Below are 22,567 nucleotides of genomic sequence, written 5' to 3' on the forward strand. Positions count from 1 at the left end.
GGGATGATCGGAGGGGAGGACGCATCTGGCAGACTCTCTCCCCATGGGTGAAGCGAGCGTGAAGACACTGGAAACCCGGACGGACGTCGCGTCACCCCCCGTGACCGAGAGCGAGGCCCGTCCGAAGGCCGAGGGTGCCCTCCTGACCCGCCTGCGCGCACCGCGCCGGCCGCGGATCTGGTTCGAGGTCCTGCTGATCGCCATCAGCTACTGGACCTACTCGCTCATCCGCAACGCGGTGCCGGAGCAGAAGGCCGTCGCGCTGGCGAACGCGGACTGGATCTGGAGCATCGAGCGCGGTCTGGGCATCGCGGTGGAACGGTCCGTCAACCACGCCGTGAACTCGGTGACGTGGCTGGTCGTCGGCATGAACTACTACTACGCCACGCTCCACTTCATCGTGACCATCGGCGTCCTGGTGTGGATCTACCGTTTCCATCCGGGGCGTTACGCCGCCACCCGCCTCGTCCTCTTCGCCACCACGGGCGTCGCCCTGGTCGGCTACTACTTCTACCCGCTGGCGCCGCCCCGCCTGATGAACGGCGGCGGGTTCGTGGACACCGTGCTGGTCCACCACACCTGGGGCTCGATGGCCTCGGGCAACCTCAAGAACATGTCGAACCAGTACGCGGCGATGCCGTCCATGCACATAGGGTGGTCGCTCTGGTGCGGCCTGACGATCTACGCGGTCGCCTGCGCCCCCTGGGCCCGCATCCTGGGCCTGCTCTACCCGACGGTGACCCTGGTGGTCATCGTGGCCACCGCCAACCACTTCTGGCTCGACGCGGTGGGCGGCCTGCTCTGCCTCGCCTTCGGCTACTGGCTCTCGCGCAGCTGGTACGGCGCCCTCCCCCACCGCCTCCCCCGCCACCCCCTCCACACGGGCCCGCACCCGGCGACGTCGGCCGTCCTGAACCGAATCCGCGCCCGGGGCTGACGAACACTCCTCGCCCATTCCACGCCGGCGCCTTCGATCTTTGTTCTACCGTGAGACCTCCACACCTCCAGGGGGATCACACGTGGAACCACTGACGGGGGAGGATCCCGCTCACATAGGCTCGTACCGCCTGATCGCCCGCCTCGGCGCGGGCGGGATGGGACTGGTCTACCTGGGTCGCTCCGACCTGGGACGGACGGTCGCCGTCAAGGTCGTCCAGACCGAGTACGCCCAGCACACCGAGTTCCGCAGGCGCTTCGCGCGCGAGGTGGCCGCCGCCCGACGGGTGGGCGGACTCTGGACGGCCGACGTCCTGGACGCCGACACCGAGGCCGCCGTGCCGTGGGTGGCGACCCAGTACATCCCGGGTCCCGACCTGACCACCGTCGTGAAGCGGGACTTCGGGCCGTTGCCCGAGCAGTCGGTCCGCACCCTCGCCAACCGCCTCGCCCTCGCCCTGCGGGCCGTGCACGAGGTGGGCCTGATCCACCGCGACCTCAAGCCGTCCAACGTCCTGATCACCGTGGACGGCCCTCGCGTCATCGACTTCGGCATCGCGCGGGCGATGGACAGCCTGGCCGGGGACAGCCTGCACACCCGCACCGGCATGCTGATCGGCTCGCCCGGCTTCATGTCGCCGGAGCAGGTGCGCGGCCTCGACCTCACCCCCGCCAGCGACGTCTTCTGCCTGGGTGCCGTCCTCGTCTACGCCGCCACCGGGCGCCTCCTGTTCGGCGCCACGGAGACCGGCCTGAACGCGCACCTCTTCCGGATCGCCGAGGAGGAGGCGGACCTGACCGGGGTGCCGGAATCGCTGGTCGATCTCGTACGGGCATGTCTGGACAAGGATCCGGCCAAGCGGCCCACCCCGCACGAGGTGGCCGAGCGCACGGCGACCGACGCGGCCGGTGAATGGCTGCCGGGAGCGGTGCTGGCCCAGCTCGGCCGCCGCGCCGCCCATCTGCTGGACTACGCCCCTGCCCCACCGCAGGGTGCGCCCGCCGCCCGGCCGGACCCCCGCGTCCCAGCTGTCCGAACGACGCCCCCACCGCCCGCGTACGTCCCGACGACCCCCGCCCACGCCGGCCCCCACCGCCCGAACCCGGAGGTCCCCCATCCCCGGCGCTGGTGGGGCCTGGTGGTGCTCGCTCTGGTTCAGGTGGTCGTGCTGATCGATGCGACGTGCTCCACTATGGCGCTGGTGTGGACCGGCCCCCTGAGGCGCTCCGATGACCTGAAGGTGGCATCCACCGTCTACCTGGATGTGATCCCCATCGCCTATGCGCTGGGCTTCGTCGGGCTGCTGCCGTTCGGCGCCCGCGTCGCGGACCTCATGGGCCGCAAGAGGATGCTGATCGTCGGCCTGGTGGGGTTCGCGGCGGCCGCCACACTCAGCGGCACGGCGACCTCCGCCGGCACGGGGCTCACGGGCCGTGCCCTACAGGGCGCCTTCGCCGCGCTGATCTCGTCGTCCGCCCCGATCCTGGTGTCCACCTCCTTCACCGACGCGCGGGAACGCCGCAAGGCGTTCGGGATCTACGTCGCGATCGCGGGCGTCGGCCCGGCGCTCGGCTTGCTGGCGGCCTGGCTGCTCCCTCCCATGGCCTACTGGCGTTGGTGCCTCTTCGCCGCGACCCCCTTCGTGATCGCCGCGATCGCAGCGACACTCCTGGTGCACGACCGTCCAGGTCGCATCGGCGTCCGCTTCGACGGGCGCGGGGTGCTGCTCGGCGCCGGCGGTATCGCCGCAGTCACCGGGGCTGTTCCGCACTTCACGGGCTACGTCATCCTGCTTCCGGCCGCCGGCATCCTGCTCGCCGCCTTCGTGTGGTGGCAGACCAGGACGAACGGCGCTCTGGCTTCGCCTTCCGGCGTCGGAGCCCAGGCACACGTCGGATACTTGCCTGCGATGGCCCTGGCCAACGTCGGCACCTGGGCCCTGCTCGCAGCCATGGGATACATCGAAGAGACAATGGTCCTGCCCATCAGGTGACTGGGCGCAGGTCCTAGTCTGCGGCGTGAGCCACGAAGCCGGCCCAAGCGGCGGGGCTGAGCGACAGCAGGTCGCCGTCGGCGACCTTCGAATCGCGCACGAGGATGGTCCCGGGCAGGTGGGCGACCTCGACACAGTCGTTGCTGTCACTGGCGCTGTAGCTGCTCTTGACCCACGTCAGTGCGGAAAGGCCGCTGCCGAGGGCTTGATGCTCATGTCTCTCCCAGCACTTTCTCGACCGGGCCATCCGTGCGGCCACGTGTCGCTCGACCTCATCAGACGAGTAGGCGGGCCGCCGGATCTCGTACAGCGCCCTCGCGTACTCCTCGGTCTGGAGCAGTCCGTGCAGATTGTGGTTCCCGTACGCGCCAAGTTCAACCGCGTCCGACTCCCACTTGGCCAGATCGCGGACCTTCTTGGGGTAGCGGCCTTTTCGATGTCGACCTTCATGGCCGCGATTTTCCCAACCGCACCAAGAATCTCGTCCGCCTTGTCCAGAAACTCAGGGCGGGGAACTCGGGAGCCACGCTCGATCTTCTAGATCAGGTTCGCGCCGCAACCCATCCGTTTTCCGAACTGCGCACGGTCCAGTCAACTGGCGTCCCACGGTCGCGATTACCGCTCCCGATTCATCCTCCGGGTCGAGCTCCCAGCTCGACTCATCCGCTTCGTCTGTGCTCACGTCCGCCTCCATGGGCCGGTGGGACAGGACAGGACCGTCCTGGACAGCCGCCGTACACAGCGGCCTCAGCTCTGTTCAGGTTACGCACGGATGGCCACGCTGAGTCACGTGAATCAGGAAATCTCCCTCGTCGCCGAGCTGGCCGCGAACGCCGTGACGCACGGGAGGGTGCCGGGGCGGGGCTTCCGGCTCCGGCTGGGCTTCAGGGCCGACCCTACGCTGCGTATCGAGGTATCGGACACGCGTTCGGAGGCTGTACCACCCGGCGCGCCCCAACCACCCGACCCCGAGGCGGAATCGGGGCGGGGTCTGCTCCTGGTCTGCGCGCCGGCCTCGCGATGGGGAACGGAACACGGTCCCGTACCCGTGAAAACGGTGTGGGCGGAAATGGATCTATCGAGTCCGATTTCACCGGATCGAGGTTTCCACGACCCGGTGGACGGCTCACCGGTATCGCTCGACGCCTAAAGACAAACAACCGGGGGAAATGACCTTCCCCAACCACCCCCCTCCCCCTCTCACTCGGTCGAGCGAAAGGAGCCAACAGGGCTGGCGCATATGCCAATTCGGGGTGCAATCTCAGATCGACAACCCCATACATGCAAATCGGCCCTCGCACGGGACGGCAATCCCATCGCGAGGGCCTCACCACAGTGGAAGAAGAGCCCTTCCCCATGGCTGACCAGCAGCTTAGCGCGCCCGTGCGCGTCTCGTCGGGCATCCGACACATCAACCGCGAGCACCGCTCGCGGTACGTCAAGATCGGCAACCACCTCGCCCAGCACCGCGAGTTGAGCATCACGGCGATCGGACTGGCCACGCACATCCAGTCCCTCCCGGCCGGTGCCAAGGTGACCATCAAGGCCCTGGCCGAACGCTTCCCGGAGGGCGAGGTACGCATCGCCACCGCCCTGCGGGAGCTGGAGCGGCACGGGTATCTGGCCCGCTACCAGGAGCGGCTGCCGTCGGGCCGCGTCGTCACCTGCACGGTGTCGTACAACAACCCGTCGGCCCTCACGTCACAGGCCGACGACGACGAGCCGCCCCCGGAGCCCCCGGCCCCGAAGCGCGACAGGCCCGAGGTGCGGCCGGAGCCACGTCTCCCGGAGCCGGACACCGACCCGGCTCCCGAAGTGCACGCCGAAGCGGCTTCGTTGCTGGCCGGGCTGCGCCTGAGGGATCCCCGGCTGGTCCTCTCCGAGCGGGACGTGACCCGCCTGGCACCCGCCGTGGCGGCCTGGCTGGAGCGGGGTCTGCCGCCGAGCGCCGTGGCCGCCACCCTCACCGGCAGTCTGCCGCTCACGCCGATCCACTCCCCGTACGGCCTGCTCGCCCACCGCCTGCGCGAGCTGCTCCCGCCCCGCCTGCCGGACCCGGGGACGGCTCGACCGGCGCCGGCTGACCTCCGGATCGACCCGTTGCAGGCCTGCGACACCTGCGAGCGCGCCTACCGCTCCCCCACTCCCGGCCAGTGCCCACCCTGCACTCGGCGGGAAGCGGCAGCGGCAGCGGCGGCCTAGAGGCGTCCCGGACCTGGACGCGCGTTCGTCCGACAAATTCGCTACCCGGCGGCCGGAGCGCCGTGATACACAGCCGACGTGCCAAACATCTTGGAGTTCCCCGAGGTCCTGCGGTTGATCGAAGACCGCTCGGCCGCGTTCCGCGCCGCGATCGCGTCCGCCCCCGACCTTGACGTCCAGGTCCCGACCTGCCCGGACTGGACGCTGCGCGAACTGGCGCAGCACCTCGGCGACGGCCGCCGCCGCCAGGCCGCCATCGTCGCGGCGGGCCCGGGTGCCGGGCCCCCGGCGAGGACGGACCCGAAGGGCGCCCCGACCGCGCCCCGCGACCGCGAAGCCCTGGACGCCTGGCTCGCCGAGTCGACCGAGCTCATGCTCGACGCGATGCGCGAGGCCGGCCCGGACCGCGGCTGCTGGACCTGGTGGGGCCGCTCGCAGGCCCCGGAGACCAGCGGAGCCGTGGCCCGGCACCAGATCCAGGAGCTCGCCGTCCACACCTACGACGTCCAGCTCACCCAGGGGGTCGTACAGCCGCTGCCGACGGACGTCGCGGTCGAGGGCGTCGACGAGTTCCTGACGACCGTCGCGGCGACGACCGTCCCCTGGCCGTTCAAGCCGGCGACCATCGACCTGCACGCGACCGAGGGCCGCTCCTGGCGCCTGACCCTCAACGCCGACGGCGTCCGCTGCGACGACCTCGCCGCCGACGCGGAGCCGGGCGACATGGCGATGCGAGGCGCGGCGAGCGAACTGGTCCTCTACTTCTACGCGCGCGTCCCGCTCGACGGCCTGGAAACCACCGGCGACACCGAGCCGATGGAGCAGCTCGCGGAGTGGGACCCGAACGAGTAAAGCGCTCGCCCCGCCCCCGGCTGGTTGCCGGGAGCGGGGCGAGGGGGCGTACCAGTCGGGGTCAGCCGGTGTGCGCGCGCCGGCGTCGGCGGAGCACGAACGCCCCGCCCGCGAGGGCGAGCGCCGCGCCGAAACCGCCGGCGAGCAGCGGGGTGGAGGCCGGTGTGCCGTCCGCGTCGCGCTGTGTGCCGGAGCCGCTGGAGTAGCCGTTGGTGTCGTACTCCGAGCCGGGCAGTTTGTCGGCGTAGCGGGCCTTGACCAGTTGCTGGTAATCGGCGAGCGACACCGACGCCTGCCCGTTCAGTCCTTGCCGGGCGTGGTCGTTGAGCGGCTCGACGGTGTTGAGTTTGAGCTGGTACCAGCCGCGGATCTGGGGCTCGGTGAAGACCAGCGTTCCCACGGCGGCCATGCCCGCGTATGAGGCGTCGCTGTCGCCGTCGCGCACGGCCGCCAGGTGCCAGCCGCCGCCCTGGGTGGGCGCGAGCATGACGGTGGCCGTGCGGCCGTTGACGGTGGTGCTCAGCGAGGAGACCAGCTGAGTCAGCTTGATCGCTTCAGTGGGCAGGGGTCGGGCCGTGCCGGCGACGAAGCCGGGGGTGATCTCGTTCAGGGCCAGCGGGTCCTTGATGGTGAAGGTCGGCAGGCCCTGGCACGGCTCGGCCATCTCGGGGATCGTCTGCACCGGCCCGTCCGTCCCGGCGGCCCCTGTGGGCAGCGGGGTTCGCAGAAAGCGGCAGACGGCGTCGCGGACGGCCGTGGACTTCACCGCTTCGAGAGCGGCCTGGTAGTCGGGGATGTCCACGGGCAGCGGGTCCCTGGCCGGGGCCGCGTGGGCCGGGCCAAGCACGGACAGCAGGGCGGACGCGCTCAGGGCGAGGACGATGGACAGGCGGGAGGAGCGAGAACTCGCCCTCTTCGCGGCCGTTCTGGTGTTGCTGGTGTTGCTGGTGTCGCGCATGTCGCCTGCCTTAGCGGGAGATGCCGATGCGGGAGTGAGTCCACTTGGACGAGCTGTTGCTCACGTAGTCGCTGTAGTTCCACCACGTGTACGTGGTGGTGTCCGGCCACGGGTCGGCCACGCCGATGGTGTTGTTCGACGTGTCGAAGCCGTAAACCACGTTCATGTGGCCGCCACCGGACGTCCACCCGATGCGGGAGGCGACCGGCCGCGCCGCCTTGACGTCGGTGTACACCTGGTTGAACGTGGCCGCGCTGTCCAGGCCCGAGCCGGGGTGGGCCATGCCGAGGCTGCTCCAGCCCCTGGCCATGTCGCTGAGCGTGGCCGGCTGGTTGTTGCAGCCGTAGGCGGGCTGGGCACGGGTGCAGAAGTCCGTCTGGGTGGACCCGTAGCCCTGGAACTTGGCGATCGTCAGCCCGGAGGCGACCCAGCACCACTGGGTCTTCTCCTGCTTGTACATGCTGATGTTGTCCTGAGCCGCTTCCGCGTGAGCCGTGCCTCCCGCGACCGCGAGTGTCCCCAAAGCGGCCAGCGCGACGGCCGACGCGGCGGTTGCGTACCTGAATCTGGCCATGGTCCTGCCTTCCCCTGAAGGTGAACGAGACGAGCGGGCGATCTCGCAGGGATATGACAGCGCACCATGGCGGGGGCATAAAGGAGAGTTACGAAATTCAGCCCTTAAGAGCGATTTCTTCGATAATCAGAAAGGGGAGCGGATTGTGGCTCGCAGCCGGCCGCGACGGCCGGCGCTGATGCCCCGACCGCGCAGGACCTGGCGGATCGCCCAGGGCCGACGGACACCCCCTAGCTCCCGTAGAAGAGGTCGTCCACGACCGCGCGGGCGCGGCGGGTGGTGCGGCGGTAGTCGTCGAGCATCTCGCCGACGGTGCCTTCCGCGTAGCCGAGGTAGCGGCCCACGGCGGCCAGTTCGCGGGAGTCGGAGGGGAAGCTGTCGCCGGCGCGGCCGCGCACCAGCATGACGGCGTTGCGGACGCGGGTGGCGAGCACCCAGGCCTCGTCGAGGATCTGGGCCTCGTCCGTCGGGATCAGGCCGGCGGCGTGGGCGGCGGCGAGGGCCTCGCGGGTGCGGGTGGTGCGCAGGCCCGGTTCGGCCCAGGCGTGCCGCATCTGCGTGAGCTGGACGGTCCATTCGACGTCGCTGAGCCCGCCCCGGCCGAGTTTGGTGTGCAGGGTCGGGTCGGCTCCCCGGGGAAGGCGTTCCGATTCCATGCGGGCTTTGAGACGGCGGATCTCGCGGACCGCGTCGTCGCCGAGGCCTTCCACCGGGTAGCGCAGCGGGTCGATCAGCTCGATGAAGCGGCGGCCGAGGTCCGCGTCACCGGCGACCGGCTCGGCCCGTAGCAGGGCCTGGCTCTCCCAGGTCAGGGACCAGCGGCGGTAGTAGGCGGCGTAGGAGGCGAGGGTGCGCACCAGGGGGCCTGAGCGGCCTTCGGGGCGCAGGTCGGCGTCGATGAGGAGCGGCGGGTCGGCGGTGGGGAGTTGGAGGAGCCTGCGCATTTCGGCGATGACGGCCTGCGCGGCCTTGGCGGCTTCCTGTTCGTCCACGCCCTCGCGGGGTTCGTGGACGAACAGGACGTCGGCGTCGGAGCCGTAGCCCAGTTCGTGTCCGCCGAAGCGGCCGACGCCGATGACGGCGAAGCGGGTGGGGAGGGTCTCGCCCCAGTTGCCGCCGACGGCGGCGCGCAGGGCGCCGGCGACGGTGGCGGCGGTGAGGTCGGAGACGGCGCGGCCGACGCGGTCGACGAGGGCGCCGGGGTCGGTCTCGGCTGGGCTGTCCTCCGTGCCGTAGGAGCTGATGATGTCGGCGGCGGCCGTGCGGAACAGTTCGCGGCGCCGTACGCCTCGGACGGCGGTGACGGCGGCTTCGGCGGTGTCGGCGCGGCCGACGGCGGCGAGCACCTCCTGGGCGAGGGCCTCGTGCGTACGGGGCTCCAGGCCCTCGGCGTCGCCGAGCAGGGCGACGGCCTCGGGGGCGCGCAACAGCAGGTCGGGGGCGAGGCGTCCGGCCGACAGGACGCGGGCGAGGTTCTCGGCGGCGGCGCCCTCGTCGCGCAGCAGGCGCAGGTACCAGGGGGTCTTGCCGAGGGCGTCGGAGACCTTGCGGAAGTTCAGCAGGCCGGCGTCCGGGTCGGCGGAGTCGGCGAACCAGCCGAGGAGGACGGGCAGCAGGGTGCGCTGGATGGCGGCCTTGCGGCTGACGCCGGAGGCGAGGGCTTCGAGGTGGCGCAGGGCGGCGACGGGGTCGGCGTAACCGAGGGCTTCGAGGCGCTGGCCGGCGGCGCGCGAGGAGAGGCGGACCTCGCCGGGGTTGAGTTGGGCGACGGCGTCGAGGAGGGGCCGGTAGAACAGCTTCTCGTGCAGGCGGCGGACGACGGAGGCGTGCCGGCGCCAGGCCTTGACCAGTTCGGCGACGGGTTCGGTGCGCAGGCCCATGGAGCGGCCGAGGCGCCGCAGGTCGTTCTCGCCCTCGGGGACGAGGTGGGTGCGGCGCAGCCGGTAGAGCTGGATGCGGTGCTCCATGGTGCGCAGGAAGCGGTACGCGTCGTTCAGTTGGGCGGCGTCGGCGCGGCCGACGTAGCCGCCGGCGGCGAGGGCGTGCAGGGCGTCGAGGGTGGTGCCGGAGTGCAGGGTGGCGTCGCCGCGGCCGTGGACGAGCTGGAGGAGTTGGACGGCGAACTCGACGTCGCGCAGGCCGCCGGGGCCGAGCTTGAGTTCGCGGTCGATCCGGTCGGCGGGGATGTTGTCGACGACGCGGCGGCGCATCTTCTGGACGTCGGCGACGAAGTTCTCGCGTTCGGCGGCCTGCCATACGAGGGGGCTTATGGCGTCGATGTACTGGGCGCCCAGTTCGGGGTCGCCGGCGACGGCGCGGGCCTTGAGGAGGGCTTGGAACTCCCAGGTCTTGGCCCAGCGTTGGTAGTAGGCCAAGTGGGAGGACAGGGTGCGGACGAGAGGACCGTTCCTGCCCTCGGGGCGCAGGTTGGCGTCGACGGGCCAGATGGTGCCCTCGACGGTGGTGTCGGAGCAGATGCGCATGAGGTGGGAGGCGAGGCGGGTGGCGGCCTGGAGCGCCTTGGGTTCGTCGGCCGAGCCGTTGGCGGCTTCCCCGACGAAGATCACGTCGACGTCGGAGACGTAGTTCAGCTCGTTGCCGCCGCACTTGCCCATCGCGATGACGGCGAGCCGGCAGCGGGCGGCGTCCTCGGGGGCGGCGGCGGTCGCGATGCGCAGGGCGGCGCGGAGGGTGGCGGTGGCGAGGTCGGCGAGCTCGGCGGCGGTCTGGGCGAGGTCGATGGTGCCGCAGACGTCGCGGGCGGCGATGGACAGCAGGCAGCGGCGGTAGGCGACGCGCAGGTGGACGGGGTCGTGGGCGTCGGCGAGGCCGCGTTCGAAGTCGGCGAGGCCGGGGTGCAGGTCGGAGGCCTCGTAGGTGACGAGGGCCTGCCAGTCGAGGGGGTGGCGGGCGAGGTGGTCCGCGAGGGCTTCAGAGGCGCCGAGTACGCCGAGGAGGCGGTCGCGCAGGGGCTTGGCGCTGACGAGGGTGTCGAGGAGGCGGGGGCGGTCCTCGTCGCTCTGCGCCTCGGCGAGGCGGACGAGTCCCCGCAGGGCGAGGTCCGGATCGGCGGTGGCGCCGAGGGCGTCGAGGAGGACGGGGTCGGTGCGGACGGAGGCGAGCGCGTCGGCGTCGAGGAGCCGGGCCGCGGCGGAGGGGTCGGTGAACCCGCTGCGCAGCAGCCGACTGAAGGTACTGCTCCTACGTCCCGGGACTGTCATCCCGCCGCCTCCCGCGTCCGTCGCCGTTGGCCTGGCCGGCCTTGGTAGTGAGCCTACGGCGGGCGCGCCCGGGATTGGTCGCGACCCCGGCCGGGGGTGGGGTGTCGCCGCGCACGTGTGGGGGGCGTGGTGCGCGGCCCCGGCCGGAGGCGGGCGGTGTGGCGTCGCGCACGTGCGGCGGGCGGGTACGGGGCGCGGTGCGCGGCCCCGGCAGGGGGTGGCGGTGGGCCGACGGGCCGTGGGGGCGGGGCGGTTGTGGAGCAGCGCGCGGGATCGCGGGGGCGGGGTGTCGGGGGCCGGTCGGGGTGTCGTGGCGCACATCATGCGGCGGCTTGTCGGATTATCTGATTACTTATAGCTCGATGTGTCAGGGGCCCGGTCCCCGCCCGACCGGCCGCGAGGAGCCCCATGTCCGACGGACCCCCCGCCCCCGGCCCCACCCTGCCGGAGGCCACGGGCCCCGCCGAGCGGTCGTCAACGCCCAAGCCCGCGCCACACGATGTGACCTCCGCCACGGCGACCGGCGACACCCCCGCCGAGCCCCCGCCCGCAGGGCCCGTCCCCGCCGCGCAGCGGGAGGTTGGCGTGGACACGCCGGCCGGGGCCGCGCGGGCCGTCGCCGCGCCCGCGTCCCCCGTCCGGCGGGCTCGCGGCGTCAAGGGCGTCGCCGTCATCGCAGCCGTCGTCGCGGCGTTCATGTTCGTGCTCCGGGGCAACGAGGCCCTCGCCGCCCTCGGGACGCCCACCGCCGCCGACTCCAAGGCCACCACCGCCACCACCGTCGACGCCCCCGACCCCGGCCGGGTGCTCCAGATCGTCGCCCACCCCGACGACGACCTGTACTTCATGAACCCGGACCTCCGCTATTCCATAGCCACCGGCCACCCCGTGACCTCGGTCTACCTCACCTCCGGCGAAGCCGACGGCATCAACGCGGGCGCCGCCAAAGAGGCGTCCACCCGCCCCGACAAGCCGGCCTACGCCGAGGCCCGCCAGAACGGCATCCGCGCCGCCTACGCCAAGATGGCCACCGGCGACCGCGCCGCCGCGTGGACCCGTACGGCCATCCCCACCGCCGGCGGCGGACACGCCGAGCTCGACGTCCTCGTCGCCAAGCCCCAGGTCAACCTGGTCTGGCTGCAGATGCGCGAGGCGGGCCACGTCTACCAGGACGTCCCCGACAGCCTGCACGGCCTGTGGGACGGCCGCGTTCCGCACCTGGAGTCGATGCTCGCCTCCGGCAGCCCCGTCAAGCAGCCGTTCACGTACACCAAGGACCAGCTCGTCCGCACGCTCGCCGAGATCCTCGCCCGTTACGAGCCGACGACGATCCGGATGCAGGACCCCACCCCCGGCCGCACCCACGACACCCACCGCTACACCGACCACCAGGACCACTTCTACGGCGCCCGCTTCGCCCAGCTCGCCGCCGCCGCGTACGCGCGCGACGTCGACGTCAAGGACCGCCCGCACTTCGCGACGCAGAACTACGTCGGCTACTTCAACGGCTCCCTCCCCAGCGCCCTCGACCCGGGCGAAGCCAAGGAGAAACTGGACATACTGGGCACCTACGCGTGGCTCGACCGGCAGAACCACTGCGGCAGCGAGGCCGGTTGCGGTGACCTCAAGGTGGCCGACCGCCCCTCCGGCAACCGGTGGACCGACACCGTCAACTACGCGCGCGGCACCGGCACCTCCTGGCTCACCTCCGACCGGGACCAGGGCCTGTGGGCCTTCAAGGTCCTCGACGGCCAGGTCGCGCTCTGGCACCGCACCGGCCTCCTCGGCCGCTGGAGCGGCCCCCGCCTGCTCCCCGGCACCGGCATGGACCCGGGCATCTCCACCGTCACCCTGAACGACGGCCGCATCGCCGCCTTCGCCACCCGCACCACCTTCGGCGAGCGCCCCGCCGACTACCGCCGCGAGGTCGTCTACGCCGTCCAGCGCGCCCCCGGCTCCGAGGAGTTCGGCGCGTGGGACTCGCTCGGCACGCCCGAGGCCTCCGACGAGCAGTGGACCTCCGACCTCAGCGCCCCCGCCGTGTCCGTCGACGGCACCGGCCGGGCGGCCGTCTACGTACGCGACGGCGCGAGCACCCTGCGCGGGCGCGTGCAGCGGGAGGACGGCGGCTGGGGGCCGTGGGAGAGCCTGGGCGGCGCCGACATCCACGGCACCCCGACCACCGCGACCGACGGCGCCGGGCGGCGCATGGTGTTCGCGGCGACCACGAAGACGGTCATCGGCTGGGCCCAGCCGACGCCCGGCGCCCCGCTGGGCCCGGCCACGCCCACCGGGCTGCCGGACACCACGCTCCCGCTGACGGCGGAGGGCCGCGAGGGCGGCGTACGGCTGTGGTTCCGCAAGCCGGGCTCGGGCAACGTGCGTACGGCGCTGGCGACGGTCGCGGGCACGGGCACGGACACGGGCTCGGACACGAGCTCGGACGCAGGGTCGGACACGGGCTCGCTCACCACCCACGGCCTCACCGACCTCGGCGGCCTCCAGGGCTTCGGCGCGGTGACGGCGAGCGGGCACCTGCTGGCCGGGCGTTCCTCGGGCGGCCGGCTCGGGTCGGACCTCGGGCGGGGGCGGCCGTGGGAGCGTTCGCCGCTGATGTTCGTGGGGGCGCCGTCCAGCACGATGACCGGGAAGAACATGGTCAGCCTGGCGGTGGTCGGGCTCGACGCCCGGCTGTACGTCACCTCCTCGGCGGACGCCCCGAACGCGCACCTGGCGCCGTGGCAACCGGTGGGCCCGCGCAACGCGACGACGGAGACGACGGCGGCCACGGAGGCTGCGACTCCGTAGGAAATCCCCTATACCACCCACAAGCGGAATATTCGCCCCGCACCCCCCAATACCGCACCATAGAGTGCGTATTGGTTTGCCGGGTCCTCAACCGCGTCCATATTCCGGGCACATGCACACATCCAGCACCGTACGCAGGGCACAATCACATCCGGTCGTTTTCGGAAAAGCGTGCGTCATCGGCGAAATCCGTGAACCAAGTTCCCCGATTTGGCCTCTCAGTGACTGCACAGCGGTTCTTCCTGTCCGTTCCGGAACGACCTGAGGCGTAACCCGATGCCCTCGATGCCCCCGATGTCCCTGACCCGCCGCCGCTTCCTCCTCGCGGCCGTGGTGCCCATGCTGACCGTGGGTGCCTCGGGCGTGCTCGCCGTCGCCTCCGGGCAACAGACACCGGCCGAGGCCGACGCCCCTCGCAAGCCCGCCGCGCCGCCCGCCAGCGTCACGGCCGGCTCCGTCGTCCAGGTCGTCGCGCACCCCGACGACGACCTGTTCTTCATGAACCCCGACCTCAGCCGCTCCCTGACGAGCGCCACCGCGGTCACCACCGCCTACCTCACCTCCGGCGAGGCCGACGGCCGCAACGAGGCCCGCGGCGGCGAGGCCAAGGACCCGCAACAGCCCGCCGACCGCACCCACTACGCGGAGGCCCGGCAGAACGGCATACGTTCCGCCTACGCCCAGATGGCCACGGGCGACCGCACCAGCCCGTGGAGCCGTACGGTCATACCCACCGCCGGCGGCGGCCAGGCCGAGCTGGACGTCCTCCTCGCCCGACCGCAGATCAACCTGGTCTGGCTGCAACTGCGCGAGGCCCGCAGCCCCGCGGGGGACAACCCGGACAGCCTGCGCGGCCTGTGGAACGGCTCCATACCCGCGCTGGGCGCCCAGCTGACCTCGGGCACCCCGGTCAAGCAGCCGTTCTCGTACACCAAGGACCAGGTGACGGAGTCCATAGCCGGGATCCTGGAACGGTACCGGCCGACGACGATACGCATGCAGGACCCCACGCCCGGCCGGTACGCCGACAGCGGCAAGTACACCGACCACCAGGACCACATGTACGGCGCCCGCTTCGTACAGGCCGCCACCGCCCTGTACGCGGAACGCGTCACGGACCGACCGCACTTCACGGTGCAGAGCTACCTCGGCTACCACAACGGCAGCCTGCCCCACGCGTTGGACCCGCAGACCGCCGAGACGAAGACCGGCTTCCTGCGCACCTACGCCTGGCACGACCGCGCCGACTACTGCGGCAGCCCCTCCGGCTGCGGCGACCGCAAGGTCGCGGGCAGCCCCACCGGGCGCAACTGGGCCCAGTCCCTGCGCTACGCCCGCGCCGACACCACCGCCTGGCTGACGGAGGGAACCCCCGGCCGGCTCTGGGCGTTCGCCGCGCTGGACGGGCGGATGGCCGTCTGGAACCGCGACCCCTCCGGCACCTGGACCGGCCCCACCCTGCTGCCGGGCACCGGCGTCGACCCGGGCGCCTGCGCCGTCCGCCTCCCCGACGGGCGGGTCGGCGTCCTCGCCACCCGCACCACGCTCGGACCCCGACCCGCCGACTACCGGCGCGAGGTCGTCTACGCCGTCCAGTCGGCGCCCGGCGGGCCGTTCGGGGCGTGGACCTCGCTCGGCACCCCCGAGCCGGGGGACGAGCCGGGCACCTCCGCGATCAGCGCCCCCGCCGCCGCCGTCGACGCGGAGGGCCGCCTCACGGTGTACGTCCGCGACACGCGGCGCACCCTGCGGGCCCGCGTGCAGCAGCCGTCGGGGGGCTTCACGGACTGGGAGCGGCTGGGCGGCGAGGACCTGCAGAGCGACCCCGTCACGGCGGTGGACGCGGCCGGCCGGCGCCACGTCTACGCCACCACCACCGGCTCCGTCCTGGCCTGGACGCAGCCCACCCCGGGCGCCCCGCTCGCCGGGCCCTTCCCGACGGGGCTGCCCGCCACCACGGTCCCGCTCACCGCGGTCCGGGACGGCGCGGGCGTCCGCCTGTACTTCCGGCGCCCCGACTCCGGGGTGGTGCGCAGCGCGCTGGCCACGGCGGGCGCGGGCGCCCCGCGGCTGTCCGCCGTCACCGAGTCGGGTGGCCGGGCGGGCTACGGCGCGGTCGGCGTCGCGGGCCGCATCCTGACGGGCCGCGCGAACACGGGCACCATCAGCGCAACCACCCTCGGCGGCCCACCCGCCTGGACGGAGTCCCGCATGCTCTACGCCGGCGCCCCCGCCGCCGTGACGGACCACACCGGCACCCCCACCACCACCGTCCTGGGCCTGGACGCCCACCTCCACACCACAACCCCCACCCCCCACCCCACCTGGCACCGAGCCATCCCGACAACGCCGTAACGGGCCGGGGCGGGCGTCACCCTCTCGTGGCCACGTTGAGTGCGGCGTTGAGGTCGCGGCGCGCCGCGTCGCCACCGAGCGCCGTGCGGTAGGCGTAGGAGATCACGGTCAAGTCCTCGTCGGCGATGCTCCAAGGGGAGGTGCAGACGAGGACGCCGCCCGAGGCCACCGGTTCCTTCGACGTGCGGTCGAGCACGATGGAGTGGACGACGACCAAGGCGTTGTCCGGGTAGTACTGCCGCTGCTTCTCGACCTCGGCCCGGGTCAGGATGACGTCGTGGCCGGTCGACGTGGTGCCTTTGACCTCGGCGTGCAGGCGCTCGTCGCCGCGCTGCAGCTGCAGGTCGTAGGACTCCCGGTTCCCGACGTCCTTGACCGACCACCCCTGTGCCTCGAAGAAGGCCGTCGCCGCGGCGACGCTGCGGCGCTCGATCGCGCGCCGCTCCGCCGCGGTGAGGCGAAAGCCCTGCCCGGACGGCGCCGGCCTCGCCTCGCGGCGGTTGCGCCGACCCGCCACCACGGCGGCGCTGCGCTCGGCTTCCAGCACCTCGGGGGTGGGGTCGCCCGGGATGTGCGGGGCCAGGCGCTCGGCCTCGTAGACCGTCCTCAGCAGGCCCAGCATGTAGAGCAGATCGGCGATGAGAACGTCCTGGGAGGGCAGGGCCGTCCTGGAGTACTCGATGGCGATGACGTTGCCCGGCTCGTAGCCGCGACCGAGGGAGGTGCGCGCGTCCAGTCGTATCTCTCGCCGCAGATCCGTCCGGCCCACCGTCTGCTCGGCGAAGTGCGGCCGGGCCCATCCGACGCGGGCCTGGAGGTCCGCCACCTTGCGGGCCTTGAATTCGCCGCCGGTCCAGACCGTCGTCCCCTGGTTCAGGGACAGGTAGACGCGCTCGCCCCCGGCGCTGAACAGATAGACGACGTACCAGCCGGTCGTGGCACTCGGCGACCGCTCCCGCCCGAAGACCCGCACCCAGGGTATCTCCGTCTTGAGGCCGGTCCCGTCACGGCCTTCGACGCCCAACTCGTCGACCGACACCCCGAGCGCGTCGGCCAATCCCGCCGAGCGCTCTTTCAGCAGCGCGGGAAGGTCCTGGCGTATATGGACGCCACGCCTACGCATCTCGTCCGTATTCGAGGCCGTCCACACGCCCTGCAGATCCAGCACCTTGCCCAAAAGATCATCCACACGCCGCAGCGTAGACCGCCGCCCAGCCGCCGAAAACACCCTTCGAAGCCGAGCCACCGCCGAAAACCGCACGGCCCACGCAAAGCACCGGAGCCGCTTGGCCAGGAGACGTCACACACCCCTGACCCGCCGAGGCAGGCACATCCCCGCACACGCGGGAAGCAGCGGATGATCGAATCGACGCCACCCTGATAGTCGGGTCCATCCCCGCAGGCGCGGGGAGCAGATCACGCAAAGCGTCGTAGGGGCGATTCAGGCGGGTTCATCCCCGCGCGGGGAGCAGGTAGGGGCTGGGGGCGTTCGCCGCGTTCGAGGGTTCATCCCCGCAGGCGCGGGGAGCAGTCACAAGTTCCGAACGGCCTGCCGTCAGCCCCGGGTTCATCCCCGCAGGCGCGGGGAGCAGCATGACAGCTTGCTCGTAGTCCGGACCTGCGGGGGTTCATCCCCGCAGGCGCGGGGAGCAGTTCCTTCGCCAGCTCGGCGACCAGTGCCAACAGGGTTCATCCCCGCAGGCGCGGGGAGCAGATGATCTCGTCGGGCTCGGGGAACCGCGGGTCGGGTTCATCCCCGCAGGCGCGGGGAGCAGAACGGGGTCCTTCCCGCCCAGGCGCTTGCAGCGGGTTCATCCCCGCAGGCGCGGGGAGCAGGGACAGGCGACTTCGCCCAGGCGGACGAGAAGGGGTTCATCCCCGCAGGCGCGGGGAGCAGTACCGCTTGGTCCGGTCGTACGGCACGTCGTTGGGTTCATCCCCGCAGGCGCGGGGAGCAGACTTGCTGAGCTGGGACGATATCCGACGTGGCCGCCTTTCTGAACCACTTTCATTGAATCCGGCATACCGGAGTAAAAGCCCTCAGAGGGCGGCCGAGCGGCCACTGCGCAACCCTTGCCTGGTCGCGGCGAGCGGGTGTGAGCCGAGCCGGCTGCGTGCATTGCACGGAGACCCCGGGGTTCACGGACGTCAGGTTCCGTGTCGGGCGGCCCACAGGCGGACCTGGGGGGTGAGACGGGTGCGGGCCGGTGGTTGGGGGCACCGGCCCGGGGGTGGATGTCGTCGGGCGCCTGGGTTAGAGGACCGGGAGGTTTTTGCGGAGTTCGAAAGCCGTGACCTCGCTGCGGTATTCCTCCCACTCCTGCTTCTTGTTGCGGAGGAAGTCATGCCCCCATTCGCCCACCTGGCACTTTCCCCGTTGAACCCGCTGTGACCCGCACGCGAGCGGCCGTCATTGGCCGTTGTTGGTGACCCCGGGCCGCCCTCGGACGGCCCAGAGACGGCCCGGAGACAGCCCTTGCCAGTGGGGCAGGACTGGTCATCCCCGCAGGCGCGGGGAGCAGATCGGCACCGCGTCCACCATCACGGCCGTCTCGGGGTCATCCTCGCAGGCGCGGGGGAGCAGTGGCTCCTAGACGCGTTCCAGTCCCCGAGTTCGGGGTCATCCCCGCAGGCGCGGGGAGCAGCTCGCTGGCAGCGATGTCTGGCCGGTGAGCATGGGGCCATCCCCGCAGGCGCAGGGAGCAGGCGTCCGGCCATGGGTCCTGGCCGTTGCCAAGGGGGTCATCCCCGCAGGCGCGGGGAGCAGTCCCGGTCCAGGAGGGTCAGGTCGTAGCGGGCGGGGTCATCCCCGCAGGCGCGGGGAGCAGATCCACTTCGGGAGGGGGGTTACCGGTGCGTCGGGGTCATGCCCGCAGGCGCGGGGAGCAGCCAGCACTCCAGGCCCGTCACCCGCCCGGCAGCGGGGTCATCCCCGCAGGCGCGGGGAGCAGTGAGCTCTCCCGGTTCTCGAGGGCGCGGAGCTGGGGTCATCCCCGCAGGCGCGGGGAGCAGAAAACCGCAGCAACGTCCGCCGGGGCGGCCTCGGGGTCATCCCCGCAGGCGCGGGGAGCAGGTCTGGTCGGATACCTACGGCTACGCCGGCTCGGGGTCATCCCCGCAGGCGCGGGGAGCAGCCGGGAACAGTCATCGAGCGATGGGCGCGGCGGGGGTCATCCCCGCAGGCGCGGGGAGCAGCCGCAGGCCGCGCACGCGGTACCGGCGCGGAGGGGGTCATCCCCGCAGGCGCGGGGAGCAGAGGTGCATCAGGGCGTACGCCCGGTTCTGCCCGGGGTCATCCCCGCAGGCGCGGGGAGCAGTCTTTCTGAGCTGCGACGATATCTGGCTCAGTCGTGATTCTGAACCACTTCCACAGAATCCGGCATTCCGGAATCTTAAGTCTGAAACGAGGTTAATTCTACTCATTCGATATTTGATCTGATGCTTGGCCGTCCCAGTGCGCGTCGGACGCCGAGCCTGGCCACGGGGTTGGCCGCACCCCCCACCCGGAGGCGCTCTTGGGTCTCCATTCGCTGCCCCGTCCGCAGCCGCCGTCCAGGGCGACCCCGAAAGCGAGAGAGAGATCCCTATGGCTGAGTCATCCGTGCTTCTCCCCCGTTACGCTGGCGAGCAGCAGCCGACAATCCGGGAGTGTGCGCCGAGGATGGGACCCAAGACGCAGAGGGTCTACGAGACGATCCGATCCTGGATCGAGTCGGGCCGCTACGCCCCCGGCGACAAGCTGCCATCCGAGCGCACGTTGAGCGCCGAACTCGAAATCGGCCGTACGGCGCTGCGGCAGGTGCTCGCCCGGCTCGCGAGCGAGCGCCTGATCAGGGCGTACGACCGCAGCTCCTACCGCATCGTGGGCGGCTCGAACGTTCCCGTTCCCGGCGAGATGGAGTCCTGGAAGATCCACGGGTCTCGCCGCATCTACGAAAACCGCTGGGTGAACCTCGACCTCGTGGACGTCGAGCCGCCGGGCGTCGAGCGCTTCGAGCACCACGTCGTCCGGCTCTTCCGCGTGGCGATCACGGCTGTGGTGGACGAGCAGGACCGCGTGCTCATGCTGTGGCGCTACCGGTTCGTTCCGGAGCAGTGGGGTTGGGAGCTGCCCGGCGGCATCGTGGACGCGGGCGAAGACGCTGCGGTCACGGCCGCCCGCGAAACCGAGGAGGAGACCGGGTGGCGGCCGACGTCGGTTGAGCACGTGGTCACGTATCAGCCGATGATCGGCATGGTCGACTCGCCACACGAGATCTTCGTTGCTCGGGGTGCCACGAAGGTGGGGGAGCCGACCGACGCCGAAGAGGCCGGGCACGTCGCATGGATCCCGTTGGATGAGATCTCGGCGCTGATGGCCGACGGCAAGTTGATGGGGTCCGGAACGCTTGTCGCTCTGCTGCATCTGCTCTCGTCGCGGCCTATAGCCGGCCGGTGAGCAGTTCGACGCGCCGGCGGTACCGCACAGAACCTGTGCGGTTCGCCAGCAGTCGCGCCTGCTGAAGGTGCGAACGCGCCTGGTCCAGTTCACCGCGGGCGAGGTGCGCTTGTGTGAGATCGCTGTGGAGGCCGGACCTCGCGCGTACGAAGGACGGGTCGGCCGTGCCCAGCGCGGCGTACAACTCCTCCATCGCCTCGCTGTCACCGAGCATCGCCAGCACATTGCCGCGCCAACGCGCGAGGTGGCCCCCGTTGAGGAAGATGCTTGCCATGTCAGCGTCCCGGGGCTCGTCTCCGCCAGGAAGCATGGCCGCTGCCCTCTCAAGAGCCCGCCGGGCGTCGGCATCCATGCCTACCGTGGCGCACAGTTCTGCCTCAGCCGCGCTTAGCCAAGCCTTGAGCCGTGGCGACTGCCGCTCGGCGTGCGTGCGCTGCGCGTCCTGGATCAGCTCCACCGCCATCGCCGGACGTCCGGCATCGCGCAGCACGTAGGCCTGCTCACCCATCGCGTGCGCCAGGTACAGCGGAGCGTCGGCGTCCTGGGCGGCGCGCTTCGCGAGTTCGTACTGCCGCCATGCCCGCTCGACGGATCCGGCGTCCAGCGCTTGCCATGCCGCGAGCGTCGCAGCGCCGGCCAACGCGGTGGCGATGGGGCGACGCGTGCCCGGGAGCACGGCGAACGTCAGCGCGTCCTCCATGCGGGCCAAATGGCCTGTCACCTGGTCGACAAGGCCGGCGGCGCCCATCTGCCGGTCCATCGTCCGCAGCAGCTCCGTCTGATCGAGGAACGTCTGCACCATCGACTCGCTGATGCTCCGCGCCGAGTCGATCCGGTCGAGTAGGTCTTCGTACCCGTCCGCCTGCTGGAAGCTCAGCCCTTCGGTCTCGCCGCGCAGTTCAGCATCGGTGACGCCGAGCAAGGGTCGCAGGATCGTGGCGTACCGCTCGCTGATGGCGCGCTTGCCGTTCTCCCACTCCGAGACGTAGGTCTTCAGGCTGGCCGTGGACGCGATTTCCATGAGCCGTTGCTGCGCGTACCGCTCCATCTCGAAGATCAGGCGGTCCTGCGACCACCCGCGCGCTTTCCGAGCAGACCGTAAGCCCATCCCCACGTACATCGCCTCCGAATGAGTGCTCCACCCGGGCGGTCAACCAAGTCGCCGCAGGTGGGAGCGGGTTAACACCCTTGAGGTTAACCCCAGTTGGCTACCGGCGACCCCACTTCCGGCGTTTCCTGAAGTCAAGCCGGACAGCACTTCGACACCTCGCCCGAAGCGAAGGGGTTGCATCTGGTGCGCACCAGATGCCATCCTTCTGGTGCGCACCAGTTGAGCCCCTGGGGGGCCAACCAGGTTCGTCTGGCACGCCCGGAGGGTCCTCGGAAGGGACCTCAAGGAAGCGGCAGTTACTTGAGAACTCAAGAGAGTGTCAATCCAGACGTGACGGGGCGTGATCCCCGTCCCCAAGGCGACGGGTAGTCGCCGGCGGCAACACCTTCTTGTGCGTTCCGGCTCTGGAGAACACCCCGCTCCGCTGGGGGTGCCACCCGGTACGCGCCGCCCTGCTGGCGTCAGAGCAGTGACGATGACGCACCGATTCTCAGGCTCGGGACCGGAACGCCGTGGCAACGGCGTCCGGCGAAGCCTCACCCCTCCCCGTTGTGGAGGTTCCCGTGTTCCATCGACATCCGCGGGCGCCCGCCGTACTGGACCGGTACGGCCGGCCGCGCCCTTCGCGTCACCCACACTCACCGCGGCGCTGATCGCGCCGTGGCCAGCTGCCTCCTCCGCCCGTCCGCCGCTCGGCGGTGTACGGGCGGGGTGGCGGGGAGCCGGAGGTTCCGGTCCCGGAAGGGGTTCGCGTTGTCTGCTGTTGAGATCGTCTCGTTCGGTTACCTGCACGCCGAGCCGCCCGCGGCTCATCTGACCTTGGACCTGCGGGAGCACTTCCGTGACCCGCACTTCGCCCCGGACCTGAGGCACTTGTCCGCCGAGGACGAGCCCGTGCGTCGCGCGGTGCTCATCACCCCCGGGATCGACTCGCTCATCGGCGCCACCGTGCTCGCGGTCGAGGCCTTCGAGGCCGGTCCGGCCGGCGGGGGCGTCACCGTGGCCGTTGGGTGTGCCGGGGGCCGGCACCGAGTCGTTGACCGGACTACGGAAGGACACGCCGGGCGGATGCGCATCCCTCGCTTGGTCTAGTCGGTAGACGTTGCGCATCTCGACGA

Annotated in this window: 14 protein-coding genes, 2 pseudogenes and 2 CRISPR repeat arrays; of the genes and pseudogenes, 8 read left to right on the top strand and 8 right to left on the bottom strand. The window is 71.4% G+C overall.

All coding sequences use genetic code 11. From position 1 onward, the window contains the following. Positions 1 to 43 precede the first annotated feature (43 nt). On the top strand, positions 44 to 937 hold the full coding sequence (locus M4D82_RS10345) for a phosphatase PAP2 family protein (protein ID WP_249765763.1): 894 nt from the start codon (positions 44 to 46) through the stop codon (positions 935 to 937). An 82-nt stretch (positions 938 to 1,019) separates the two neighbouring features. Next, positions 1,020 to 2,930: a bifunctional serine/threonine protein kinase/MFS transporter gene (locus M4D82_RS10350; protein ID WP_249765764.1), complete on the top strand. Its 1,911-nt coding sequence runs from the start codon at positions 1,020 to 1,022 to the stop codon at positions 2,928 to 2,930. 13 nt (positions 2,931 to 2,943) lie between these two features. Here the strand turns inward: M4D82_RS10350 and M4D82_RS10355 are convergent, their stop codons facing one another. After that, entirely contained in the window at positions 2,944 to 3,177 is a 234-nt protein-coding gene (locus M4D82_RS10355; protein ID WP_249771663.1) for a DUF397 domain-containing protein, read from the bottom strand. Further along, a pseudogene (locus M4D82_RS10360) lies at positions 3,169 to 3,624 on the bottom strand (helix-turn-helix domain-containing protein); the annotation flags it as partial. The gene M4D82_RS10355 and the pseudogene M4D82_RS10360, both read right to left, overlap by 9 nt. A 662-nt stretch (positions 3,625 to 4,286) precedes the next feature. On the opposite strand from M4D82_RS10360, the gene M4D82_RS10370 reads away from it, so the two are divergent. Next, positions 4,287 to 5,132 carry a DEAD/DEAH box helicase family protein gene (locus tag M4D82_RS10370; protein WP_249765765.1) on the top strand — a complete coding sequence of 282 codons (846 nt, stop codon included), beginning with the start codon at positions 4,287 to 4,289 and terminating at the stop codon, positions 5,130 to 5,132. A 78-nt stretch (positions 5,133 to 5,210) separates the two neighbouring features. Then, a complete protein-coding gene (locus M4D82_RS10375) occupies positions 5,211 to 5,984 on the top strand; it encodes a maleylpyruvate isomerase family mycothiol-dependent enzyme (RefSeq protein ID WP_249765766.1) in 774 nt (257 codons plus the stop codon). A gap of 61 nt (positions 5,985 to 6,045) precedes the next feature. On the opposite strand, the gene M4D82_RS10380 is transcribed toward M4D82_RS10375, so the two are convergent. From M4D82_RS10380 to M4D82_RS10390, 3 genes are all read right to left on the bottom strand, one after another. After that, a complete protein-coding gene (locus M4D82_RS10380) occupies positions 6,046 to 6,942 on the bottom strand; it encodes a hypothetical protein (RefSeq protein ID WP_249765767.1) in 897 nt (298 codons plus the stop codon). Positions 6,943 to 6,952: 10 nt separating this feature from the next. Next, complete coding sequence (locus M4D82_RS10385) at positions 6,953 to 7,516, bottom strand: C39 family peptidase (protein ID WP_249765768.1); 564 nt, start codon at positions 7,514 to 7,516, stop codon at positions 6,953 to 6,955. Between the two features lie 230 nt (positions 7,517 to 7,746). Beyond that, entirely contained in the window at positions 7,747 to 10,737 is a 2,991-nt protein-coding gene (locus tag M4D82_RS10390; RefSeq protein WP_249765769.1) for a bifunctional [glutamine synthetase] adenylyltransferase/[glutamine synthetase]-adenylyl-L-tyrosine phosphorylase, read from the bottom strand. Positions 10,738 to 11,145: 408 nt separating this feature from the next. Here M4D82_RS10390 and M4D82_RS10395 point away from each other — a divergent pair, with 408 nt between their 5' ends. Both M4D82_RS10395 and M4D82_RS10400 read left to right on the top strand, forming a co-directional pair. After that, entirely contained in the window at positions 11,146 to 13,545 is a 2,400-nt protein-coding gene (locus M4D82_RS10395; RefSeq protein WP_249765770.1) for a PIG-L family deacetylase, read from the top strand. 276 nt (positions 13,546 to 13,821) lie between these two features. After that, the gene (locus M4D82_RS10400) at positions 13,822 to 15,900 is read left to right on the top strand and encodes a PIG-L family deacetylase (protein ID WP_249765771.1); all 2,079 of its coding nucleotides are present in this window, start codon (positions 13,822 to 13,824) and stop codon (positions 15,898 to 15,900) included. A gap of 16 nt (positions 15,901 to 15,916) precedes the next feature. On the opposite strand, the gene M4D82_RS10405 is transcribed toward M4D82_RS10400, so the two are convergent. Continuing rightward, a complete protein-coding gene (locus M4D82_RS10405; RefSeq protein ID WP_249765772.1) occupies positions 15,917 to 17,089 on the bottom strand; it encodes an MrcB family domain-containing protein in 1,173 nt (390 codons plus the stop codon). Between the two features lie 313 nt (positions 17,090 to 17,402). After that, positions 17,403 to 17,859: a CRISPR direct-repeat array (repeat unit 29 nt; unit sequence GGGTTCATCCCCGCAGGCGCGGGGAGCAG). A gap of 295 nt (positions 17,860 to 18,154) precedes the next feature. Next, a pseudogene (locus M4D82_RS34570) lies at positions 18,155 to 18,241 on the bottom strand (glutamine synthetase); the annotation flags it as partial. A gap of 275 nt (positions 18,242 to 18,516) precedes the next feature. Further along, a CRISPR array of direct repeats spans positions 18,517 to 19,217; the repeat unit is 29 nt. Between the two features lie 344 nt (positions 19,218 to 19,561). On the opposite strand from M4D82_RS34570, the gene M4D82_RS10410 reads away from it, so the two are divergent. Continuing rightward, positions 19,562 to 20,338: a GntR family transcriptional regulator gene (locus M4D82_RS10410; protein WP_249765773.1), complete on the top strand. Its 777-nt coding sequence runs from the start codon at positions 19,562 to 19,564 to the stop codon at positions 20,336 to 20,338. Here the strand turns inward: M4D82_RS10410 and M4D82_RS10415 are convergent. Further along, entirely contained in the window at positions 20,322 to 21,452 is a 1,131-nt protein-coding gene (locus M4D82_RS10415) for a helix-turn-helix domain-containing protein (protein ID WP_249771667.1), read from the bottom strand. The two genes, M4D82_RS10410 and M4D82_RS10415, sit on opposite strands and share 17 nt — an antisense overlap. 750 nt (positions 21,453 to 22,202) lie before the next feature. On the opposite strand from M4D82_RS10415, the gene M4D82_RS10420 reads away from it, so the two are divergent. After that, entirely contained in the window at positions 22,203 to 22,541 is a 339-nt protein-coding gene (locus M4D82_RS10420; RefSeq protein ID WP_249765774.1) for a RapZ C-terminal domain-containing protein, read from the top strand. Positions 22,542 to 22,567 lie beyond the last annotated feature (26 nt).

This window comes from Streptomyces sp. RerS4 (assembly GCF_023515955.1).
Classification (GTDB): domain Bacteria; phylum Actinomycetota; class Actinomycetes; order Streptomycetales; family Streptomycetaceae; genus Streptomyces.

Bases quoted from the DNA above. Each gene is read 5' to 3' on its own strand.
- M4D82_RS10355 (WP_249771663.1), bottom strand. From the start codon at position 3,177: ATGGCCCGGTCGAGAAAGTGCTGGGAGAGACATGAGCATCAAGCCCTC.
- M4D82_RS10385 (WP_249765768.1), bottom strand. From the start codon at position 7,516: ATGGCCAGATTCAGGTACGCAACCGCCGCGTCGGCCGTCGCGCTGGCC.
- M4D82_RS10390 (WP_249765769.1), bottom strand. From the start codon at position 10,737: ATGACAGTCCCGGGACGTAGGAGCAGTACCTTCAGTCGGCTGCTGCGC.
- M4D82_RS10345 (WP_249765763.1), top strand. From the start codon at position 44: ATGGGTGAAGCGAGCGTGAAGACACTGGAAACCCGGACGGACGTCGCG.
- M4D82_RS10400 (WP_249765771.1), top strand. From the start codon at position 13,822: ATGCCCTCGATGCCCCCGATGTCCCTGACCCGCCGCCGCTTCCTCCTC.
- M4D82_RS10410 (WP_249765773.1), top strand. From the start codon at position 19,562: ATGGGACCCAAGACGCAGAGGGTCTACGAGACGATCCGATCCTGGATC.
- M4D82_RS10380 (WP_249765767.1), bottom strand. From the start codon at position 6,942: ATGCGCGACACCAGCAACACCAGCAACACCAGAACGGCCGCGAAGAGG.
- M4D82_RS10370 (WP_249765765.1), top strand. From the start codon at position 4,287: ATGGCTGACCAGCAGCTTAGCGCGCCCGTGCGCGTCTCGTCGGGCATC.
- M4D82_RS10395 (WP_249765770.1), top strand. From the start codon at position 11,146: ATGTCCGACGGACCCCCCGCCCCCGGCCCCACCCTGCCGGAGGCCACG.